Below are 8,666 nucleotides of genomic sequence, written 5' to 3' on the forward strand. Positions count from 1 at the left end.
TAATTATGATCATCCTGTAAAACAACATATCTGTACTTTGTAAATTAAAATAATCCCCCTTTACGGAGGTTAGAGCTGAGTCATTTAAAAGGTATTTATAATAAATTGAACTAAGGTCGAAATACGACCCCACAAATATAAAAAACTAAATACGGCAAAAGCTTAAATAAACATAAAATTAAAGCACTAAAAACATTATATATATTATAGATGCTTCTAAATACAAAATCCCTTACTTCTAAAATCGGAACGCTCAAATATCAAAATTTTGTAAAAAACGAAAAAAACAGTAAAACTATCATATTATGGCTTATATTTGTGGGATTATTAAAAATAATGGGGTTCTCCCTATTTATTTTCATCGAAAAGTACGAATTGCGTGTTATGCGCGCACAGTAAATTATACAGAGATATGGACTTTAAACTAACCGAAGAACAGTTATTAATACGGGATGCAGCTCGTGATTTTGCTAAAACCGAATTACTACCTGGAGTAATTGAACGTGATAACAAACAAGAATTCCCTACCCAGCAGGTAAAAAGAATGGGAGAACTTGGGTTTCTAGGCATGATGGCTTCTCCTGAATATGGAGGAGGAGGAATGGATACAATCTCGTATGTTTTGGCCATGGAAGAGCTATCCAAAATTGATGCTTCTTGCTCTGTGATCGTATCTGTTAATAATTCACTCGTATGCTGGGGACTTGATACATATGGAAGTCCGGAACAAAAGGAAAAGTATCTTACAAAATTAACAACTGGTGAATCTATTGGGGCTTTTTGTTTGTCTGAACCAGAAGCGGGAAGTGATGCAACTTCGCAAAAGACTACCGCAATAGATAAAGGGGATCATTATGTTCTTAATGGCACCAAAAACTGGATTACTAATGGTAATAGTGCTGATTACTACCTAGTAATTGCGCAAACTGATAGAGAAAAGAAACACAAAGGGATCAATGCTTTTATTGTAGAAAAAGGATGGGAAGGTTTTGAAATTGGTCCTAAAGAAGATAAACTAGGAATTCGTGGTAGCGATACACATTCATTGATTTTCAATGATGTAAAAGTACCTAAGGAGAATCGTATTGGAGAAGATGGTTTTGGATTTAAATTTGCAATGAAGACATTAGCTGGTGGACGAATCGGGATTGCAGCTCAAGCACTTGGTATTGCAGCTGGTGCTTATGAGTTGGCTAAGGAATATTCTAAAGTTCGTAAAGCTTTTGGTACAGAAATTATGAATCACCAGGCTATCGCATTTAAACTTGCCGACATGCACACTCAAATTGAAGCTGCAAGAATGCTGGTTTATAAAGCTGCAAAAGATAAAGATAATCATGAAAGCTATGATCTATCTGGAGCAATGGCTAAGTTATACGCTTCTCAAGTTGCTATGGAAGTAAGTGTAGAAGCTGTTCAAGTACACGGCGGTAACGGTTTTGTAAAAGAATATCATGTAGAACGATTAATGAGAGATGCTAAGATTACCCAAATTTATGAGGGAACTAGCGAGATTCAAAAAATCGTAATATCAAGAAGCATTCTTAGAGATTAATTAGTTAAAAAACTCTCAGATGTTAAAAGCCCAGACTATTTTTAATAGTTTGGGCTTTTCTTTTTAAAGAAACAAAACCTTTATGCATTCCAATCCATAGTCTGGTAATTGGTTTTTATATGTTCTTTCATAATAAGAATATCTTCTTTTGAAGTTAAATCCGGAACGTGCTCCGACATAGGAATCGCTTTAACTGAAACAGGATGATCCTTTGTCATATTTAATAATGCGGAAGGGATTTCTTTTTCATTACGTTCTTTGTTAACAGGGCAGTTTTCTAAATAATAATTAAATTCTTTTCCATCAAACTTAAAAATATTCATACTCACTCTAAGTTTATCACTATCATCTTTATACATATCTACATTCTCTAATGATGGTTTTTCTATAATACTTTTAAGAAAACCTTCTTTATCTATTGATACTAGCGCAAATCTAGATATTCGTTCTTCACTAAATCGCAACGCATCTCTATCATAGCTTATAAAAGCATTAGGATGACCTATAGCCCTTAATGCCTTTAATGCTTCTATAGAATAGAGATTATCACTATTACAAACGGTATACGACTCTATAGCTAATTCTGGGTATTGTGTAACAGCTTGTTGTACTGCATCTGCTGTGCCAAAAGGTTTTACTCTATTTTCAGGAATATATTGTATTGCATAATTAATTGTCAAACCATAAAAATCATTCCCTTTATTTTTATTTCCATAAAACGTCTGCATTAATTCTTCTTTTTCTCCAATAACAATATATATATTCTTATATCCCGCTTGTTTAGCATTATATAAGAGATAATCCATCAAAGGCCTTCCACTTCCATCAATTCCTATTAGAGATTTTGTCCTCGTATTAGCCTGATCAGACAAATCTTTATCTAATGAAGTTTTCACTTCCTTCTTCATTCTTGAAGAAGCTCCTCCTGCCAAAATAACTAAACTATTATGTCCCATTTTCATACAATTCTAGCGCCTTCATCAACATTAACAACATAAGCTGCTTTACCTTCTCCTTTTAAAATAGCATTAATAACTTCTTGTTCTTTATCTTTTGGTGATAATGCAATAATACTTCCTCCACCACCAGATCCTACAATTTTAACTCCATACGCACCTGCTTCAAGTGCATTTTTAACCATATTATCGATCCTAGGAACAGTAATCTTTAAAATATCCTTTAGAATAGCATGATGCTGATTCATTAACTCTCCTAAATACGACATATCCAAATATGGTTTTTTAAATTCTTCGAGGGCCTTTAGTGTTATAGAATGGTTTTTTAAAGCTGCAAAAAAATAAGGTTTCAATGCAGAAGGGATATATTTCTCATATTCATCATACTCTTCAAACAAAGTCTGGTTTATATCAAAATCAGGCTTCTTACCTTTTACATATTTAATAGCTTCTAATGCTTTACCTCGCAAATCGCCTAAGGTATTTATAGTTTCTTTTTTAATCCCGGATTCTCCAACAATCAATCCTTGAACAGTATTTTGAATAACCTCATAAGATGCATTATCTCTGGTATCGATAAATAAAACATTTCCGATACCGATAGAATATTGATCCATTAAACCTCCTGGGCTATTATGTTCTAAAACTTCTGCTTCATATGCTATTCTAGAAACCAAAACTGGTGTTACTTCTTGGCCTGCCCCAAAAGCTTCTAGCAAAAAACGAATCCAGGCGATAATCAATGCCGAAGAGCTAGAAACTCCCGCGTTGATTGGCAAATTACCGGTTATTTGTATATCATACCCTTTATCTGGTATACAACCATATTTTTGAACGACTTTAAGAGCAGACATAAAATGATCTTCTCGATCTATATTTTCAAATTCTTGATGTATCGAAATATCTCTTTTTTCTTTAGTATCCAACAAGTTTATCTTAAAAAAAGAAGAAGAATTCTCCATGGCGTTTAGCGTAATATATCTATCTATAGCACAGGCGATGACTGGCAAACCCAGGTAATCCTGATGATCTCCAAACAAACAAGTTCTTCCTGGAGATTTAACACTTATTTTTTTCAAAGTTGATTTAGATTAGAATGTCTTATATTAATTTAAGTAGTCTAAGATTTTATACTAATAAGTATCTTTCATCCAGTTATATGGCTTTCTCTTTATCCATAAACCTCTGGTAAAATCTGGAAAATCTTGTGGCTCTCCGTTATTTTCTATAGAAACTTCTGATAATGGTGTAATTGCACTCCAAGCCGCAGCATCATAAACATCTAATGGTGGAGTTATATTCTCTTTGGCTGATTCTACAAAAGCATTTATAACAAAGAAATCCATTCCTCCATGACCTGCTCCAGTTGCGTGTTCTCCATATTTTTTCCATAAAGGATGATCATACTTTTCTAGCCATTTATCTGCCTTATCCCAACGATGTGGTTCGGATTTTCCTTCTATATATATTCTATTTCCATCTACTTCCCATAATCCATTTGCCCCTTGAACTCTAAATCCTAATGAATAAGGGCGAGGTAAATTACAGTCATGAGTAACAATAATAGTCTCTCCCATCGTAGTTTCTATTGTAGATGTAATTACATCTCCTTGTTTAAATTTAATTTTAGCATTTGGATGATCTGAACCGCCATTTTTTACAATATAATTATGTAATCCTATACCTTTGGTAGCATTAGATGTTATTGACGAAAAACGATTTCCTCTATTGATATCGCACATTGTGGCAATTGGTCCTACTCCATGAGTTGGATACACGTCAGCATTTCTTGCTACTGAATGTTGAGTTCTCCATTTTGATTCAGATATTCCTTTCTCGCCAAACTCAACCCCTTTTCCGTAAGCTGTCTTACCATCATTTAATTTTACAAACCTCAAATCATGTTGGTATCCACATCTAAAGTGAACTAACTCACCAAAAACGTTTTGTTTTACCATATTTAATACAGCCAAAACATCACGTCTATAATTTACATTCTCCAGGATCATGAGATGTGTTCCTGTTTTTTCATGAATATTTACTAAATCCCAACATTCTTCAAGTGTATTAGCCGCTGATACTTCCAGGCCTGTATATTTACCAGCAATCATGGCGTCTTTTGCCATTCTTGCATGCCATAACCAAGGAGTAGATATAATTACTGCATCAACATCTTCAAGATTCAAAAGGTTCTTGTAATCATATTCGTTTTTATTAAATACTTTAGGTTTTGATTCCCCTGCATTTTTTATGGTATCTAATGAAAGATCAATCCTAGATTGATCAACATCACATATTGCGGTTATTAACACATCATCTCTTAAAAGAACATTCTTTAAATGATTTGTTCCTCTAAGACCAACTCCTATTAAACCTAATCTAAGCTTCTCTTTTTTATTGCTAGTAGTGTTATTACTAAATGCTAAATTTGGAGCTATTGACATTCCCGCTCCAATTATAGCAGTATTCTTAATAAAATTACGTCTAGATTTTTGTGTGCTCATTATTTTTGAGTTAGTTAGTATTTATTTTTTAAATATAACTGAAAAACTCCGAGCTAAAAAGCACTAAGTATACCTTTTTGTTTGCTAGATCTAACCTTTCAATTTTGAAGTGTAATTATAGACATATATATCCCTGAAAAAAGCATTTCTCATATTAAAAGGGATAAAGTTATGTCAATCAAAAGATTAAAAATTTGGTGTAGATATTAAATCCGAAATGCGATAAGAAGAAAAAAGGTGATCATTAATTAATAGAATAGAACAGTCCTCTTGGAGTTTTTATTATCCTTGAGTTCTGTTCTAATCTTAAAAAATCTTTATCCGCCTCCATTTATAACCTTTGAATCTTCTGGATCATCATCTATTGTCAATATAGGACCACTCCCATTACTACATTTACAGTCCGTTCCTTCATTTTCTAATACTGACCCTCCTTTAATTCTAAGTTTTGATTCATCATTAAGCTTTGCAATTTTCATTTTTTGCAAGCTCATCTTCTTTTTATTATTCATGAGATATGTAAATTATATATAGCAGAGACAAATGTAGGTAAGAAATTTTCTTTAGATACTACAAAAAACTCAATCAACTGGTCAAGATTTATAAATATAAACCATTACTCTGCGCAACAAAATCAACTTAAATTACTGATTATCAAAATTTTTCACATATTCAGCAGGATTACACCCTTTTTGCTTTAAAAAGGCCTTAGCAAAGGATTGAATATTATTAAATCCTACTTCTTTAGCCATTGATTTAATCGAATACCTTCTAAACTTTTTATCATTTTCAATTTGGTGAACACAGTATTCAATCCTTAGATCATTGATATAATTTGCAAAATTCTTTTGCTTTTCTTTATTGATAGTTTTAGAAAGGTAAGTAGAATTTGTTTTCATTTTTTTTGAAACCTTAGTCAAGGTTAAATCATTTTTGAGATATTCATGATTATTTTCAAATTCTTCTATTTTTTTTAGAATTTCCTTTTTTAATTCTGGCGCTAATTCAATTCCTGTTGAAGAGTTTTTAGACCTCTTTTTATTTGATATCTCAGCTTGCTGTAATTGTTTATGAAATGCTTTTTCGTATTTATTTTTTTGTTTTTTATAATAGAGGAAATACAACAGTCCTATTACGATCATGACACTTACTCCAATAGCAACTATTTTGTAGGTAGATTTCTTATTTTTATTAGCAATTTTATTAATTAACCGATCCTTATCCTCAATCAATTTTGCTATATCATATTCTTTAATAATTGTATTATTAAGCTTTTTGTACTTTTTATCAGAAACACTTTTGTAATGTATCAGTTTTTCCATTACCTCAAGTTGGTTCACCTGATCTTCTCGTTTTTTATAATAATCTATTAATAAAGTAAAAGCTTCTTGAGTTTCTATTATATAATTGGATTCATTTGTAGCGGCATCCACTTTTTTTAAATATTCTAATCCTAGTTCTTCTTTATCTAACTTAAAGAATGCCTTGGCCAGATATAGATAACTAATTCTAACATTAGTATCATCAGGATCATATTTTAATAACTTTAATGTTTTTTGTAAACTGTCTACTGCGGGTTGATACTTTTCTCTATAATAACTATTCACACCGTAAGCAGATAACAAGTCCGGGTAATAATATCTATTTTTACCAGATAAACTGGTTTTTATCCCTCTTTTCAAATAATAATTAGCAGAATCATAATGTTTCAATCGATTATATGTATCTGATAATTTATACAAAGTAGCTATATAAGTAGAATGAAATTTTGATACAGTATCTTTTTTTAATAGATATTCAAAATTTTCTTTATACACTTTTAACGCTTCCTTATTTCTACCTAAAGCGGTTTTTAAAAGAGCAATATTATGTTTTAATGCTATGATATGTTTTTCATTATTATTAATCTCTGCATGTTTCTTAGAAATTAAATAGGATTCTAGCGCCTCATTATAGCGTTCCATTCCAAATAAAACAGAACCCTTTAAAAGATATCCCGCTGCTGGATAATACTGATCTTTGATACCCTTTGTTATTTGAATCATAGAATCCGAATATTTCAAAGCAATCTCACGTTTTCTTCTGTTTATTGTATAAAACATCTGATAACCATTAGCGATCAAAATACTATCTCTTAAATCCCTAGCTTTAACAAGATACATTATAGCAATCTTTTGTCTTACTATTGAATCTTTCTTATGTTTCCAAAACAAGTAATTAAGCTCTTTAAAATTCTTTTCTTTTAATGAATCAGATTTTATTGTATTTATTTCTTCTCCCTTTTGTACATGAACTTCTTTTGAGTATAAATTAGTAATCCCGACCCATAATATCACAATAGCATAAATAGTTTTCATATATATTCTTCGATCCCAAATTAAAATTAAACCTATACGGATTCAAACCATAATCACACAAAGAATGTAAAATTTATGTATTAAAAAAAACTTTACCGCAAAAACCTTTGACACCCAAGCAAACCTGTTTTTTCCCCACCCGACTAGTATGGATAAAATTTATAAATCATTAAGTCAAAATTTATAAATTCTTATAAGAACCGTTTGAAATGCACTAGGAATATCTATAGGTTTGCCTTGATCTAATGGTTGATATTCTCAATCAAAACATAATACTATATATCAACTTAGATCAACAATACTATATTTTTTGCGCAAAATATTATGATCGTTATATTTCGCAAACGATCTAAAATAAATTGTGATTTTTGATTAATAATTTAAAATTTTACAATATGTTAAAAAACATTCTGGCAGTAAGCACTATACTAAGTAGAGAAGAACAAAAGTATGTTAACGGAGGAACTCAACATGCATTCAGAGTTGCAGATCCAGATGGAGAAAAAGAAAAAGGCGATTTATGCAACACTCATGGTCCTGCAAAAAATCGATGTGGAGCTGGTTTAAGTTGTGATGCCGGACATATAGGTATAGGTATTTGTGTTTAGGCATAAAAAGCTCAAAAATATCTTAATTATCATTTTAAAGGTCTGGCTTATATGAGTCAGACCTTTTTTTACTAATATAAATATCTTCAACTGGTTTAAGAAAGCCAACTTTCTAATTATATCATTTTACATTTTCTACATTGAAAACGTTGATTTGTTGGAGTTTTAATCATTACATCCTCTCCCTCCACAAAGCGAACTACAGTCGCACAAACATCTATGATGATCCTCTATAGACACAAATGGACCTCCCCAAATACATCCTGAATTACAACCTTCTATACAAGCATTTGAAGCGGCATTAATTTTCTTAAGGTCCCTTTTTTTTATTTGATATTTCTTTAGCTCTTTTAATTAATGATGACTAAAATATAAAATTTAGAAATACACTTCTTATCCTTTTAGAGTCGTTTTTAGGCCTTAATTGAAAGAATGGTAAAAAGAACCTAAATGCCAGTTCCATTTTTCTTCTATTGGAGATTGTATTGCCATATATTACAAAAATAGAAAAGGTTATAATCAATAAGAAGCATATTGATTATGGTTTTCTTTAATTTTTGGGTATAAAAAAACCCTCATCATTTTAGATGAGGGTTTCAAAGAAGGCGGCGACCTACTCTCCCACGATTGTAGTACCATTGGCGCTAACGGGCTTAACTTCTCTGTTCGGAATGGTAAGAGGTGAG

General features: G+C 31.4%; 7 protein-coding genes and 1 rRNA gene. 2 read left to right on the forward strand and 6 right to left on the reverse strand.

Annotation, left to right across the window (positions count from 1 at the left end):
• Positions 1 to 412: 412 nt before the first annotated feature.
• Complete coding sequence (locus U0D62_RS24690) at positions 413 to 1,555, forward strand: acyl-CoA dehydrogenase (RefSeq protein ID WP_322290036.1); 1,143 nt, start codon at positions 413 to 415, stop codon at positions 1,553 to 1,555.
• An 80-nt stretch (positions 1,556 to 1,635) separates the two neighbouring features.
• Here U0D62_RS24690 and U0D62_RS24695 read toward each other — a convergent pair whose 3' ends face one another.
• From U0D62_RS24695 to U0D62_RS24715, 5 genes are all read right to left on the reverse strand, one after another.
• Positions 1,636 to 2,511: a sugar phosphate nucleotidyltransferase gene (locus U0D62_RS24695; RefSeq protein ID WP_322290037.1), complete on the reverse strand. Its 876-nt coding sequence runs from the start codon at positions 2,509 to 2,511 to the stop codon at positions 1,636 to 1,638.
• A gap of 2 nt (positions 2,512 to 2,513) precedes the next feature.
• The gene (locus tag U0D62_RS24700) at positions 2,514 to 3,590 is read right to left on the reverse strand and encodes a GHMP family kinase ATP-binding protein (RefSeq protein ID WP_322290038.1); all 1,077 of its coding nucleotides are present in this window, start codon (positions 3,588 to 3,590) and stop codon (positions 2,514 to 2,516) included.
• Positions 3,591 to 3,644: 54 nt separating this feature from the next.
• Positions 3,645 to 5,015 carry a Gfo/Idh/MocA family protein gene (locus U0D62_RS24705; RefSeq protein ID WP_322290039.1) on the reverse strand — a complete coding sequence of 457 codons (1,371 nt, stop codon included), beginning with the start codon at positions 5,013 to 5,015 and terminating at the stop codon, positions 3,645 to 3,647.
• A gap of 317 nt (positions 5,016 to 5,332) precedes the next feature.
• Positions 5,333 to 5,494 (reverse strand): hypothetical protein, encoded by a 162-nt coding sequence (locus U0D62_RS24710; protein WP_322290040.1) that lies wholly within the window; start codon positions 5,492 to 5,494, stop codon positions 5,333 to 5,335.
• Positions 5,495 to 5,659: 165 nt separating this feature from the next.
• Positions 5,660 to 7,372 carry a helix-turn-helix domain-containing protein gene (locus U0D62_RS24715; protein ID WP_322290041.1) on the reverse strand — a complete coding sequence of 571 codons (1,713 nt, stop codon included), beginning with the start codon at positions 7,370 to 7,372 and terminating at the stop codon, positions 5,660 to 5,662.
• A 395-nt stretch (positions 7,373 to 7,767) separates the two neighbouring features.
• Between U0D62_RS24715 and U0D62_RS24720 the strand changes: the two genes are divergently transcribed.
• A complete protein-coding gene (locus U0D62_RS24720) occupies positions 7,768 to 7,980 on the forward strand; it encodes a hypothetical protein (RefSeq protein WP_322290042.1) in 213 nt (70 codons plus the stop codon).
• Between the two features lie 600 nt (positions 7,981 to 8,580).
• On the opposite strand, the gene rrf is transcribed toward U0D62_RS24720, so the two are convergent.
• A 5S ribosomal RNA gene (gene rrf, locus U0D62_RS24725) occupies positions 8,581 to 8,666 on the reverse strand; the annotation flags it as partial.

The organism is Aquimarina callyspongiae (genome assembly GCF_034322225.1).
Lineage (GTDB): Bacteria > Bacteroidota > Bacteroidia > Flavobacteriales > Flavobacteriaceae > Aquimarina.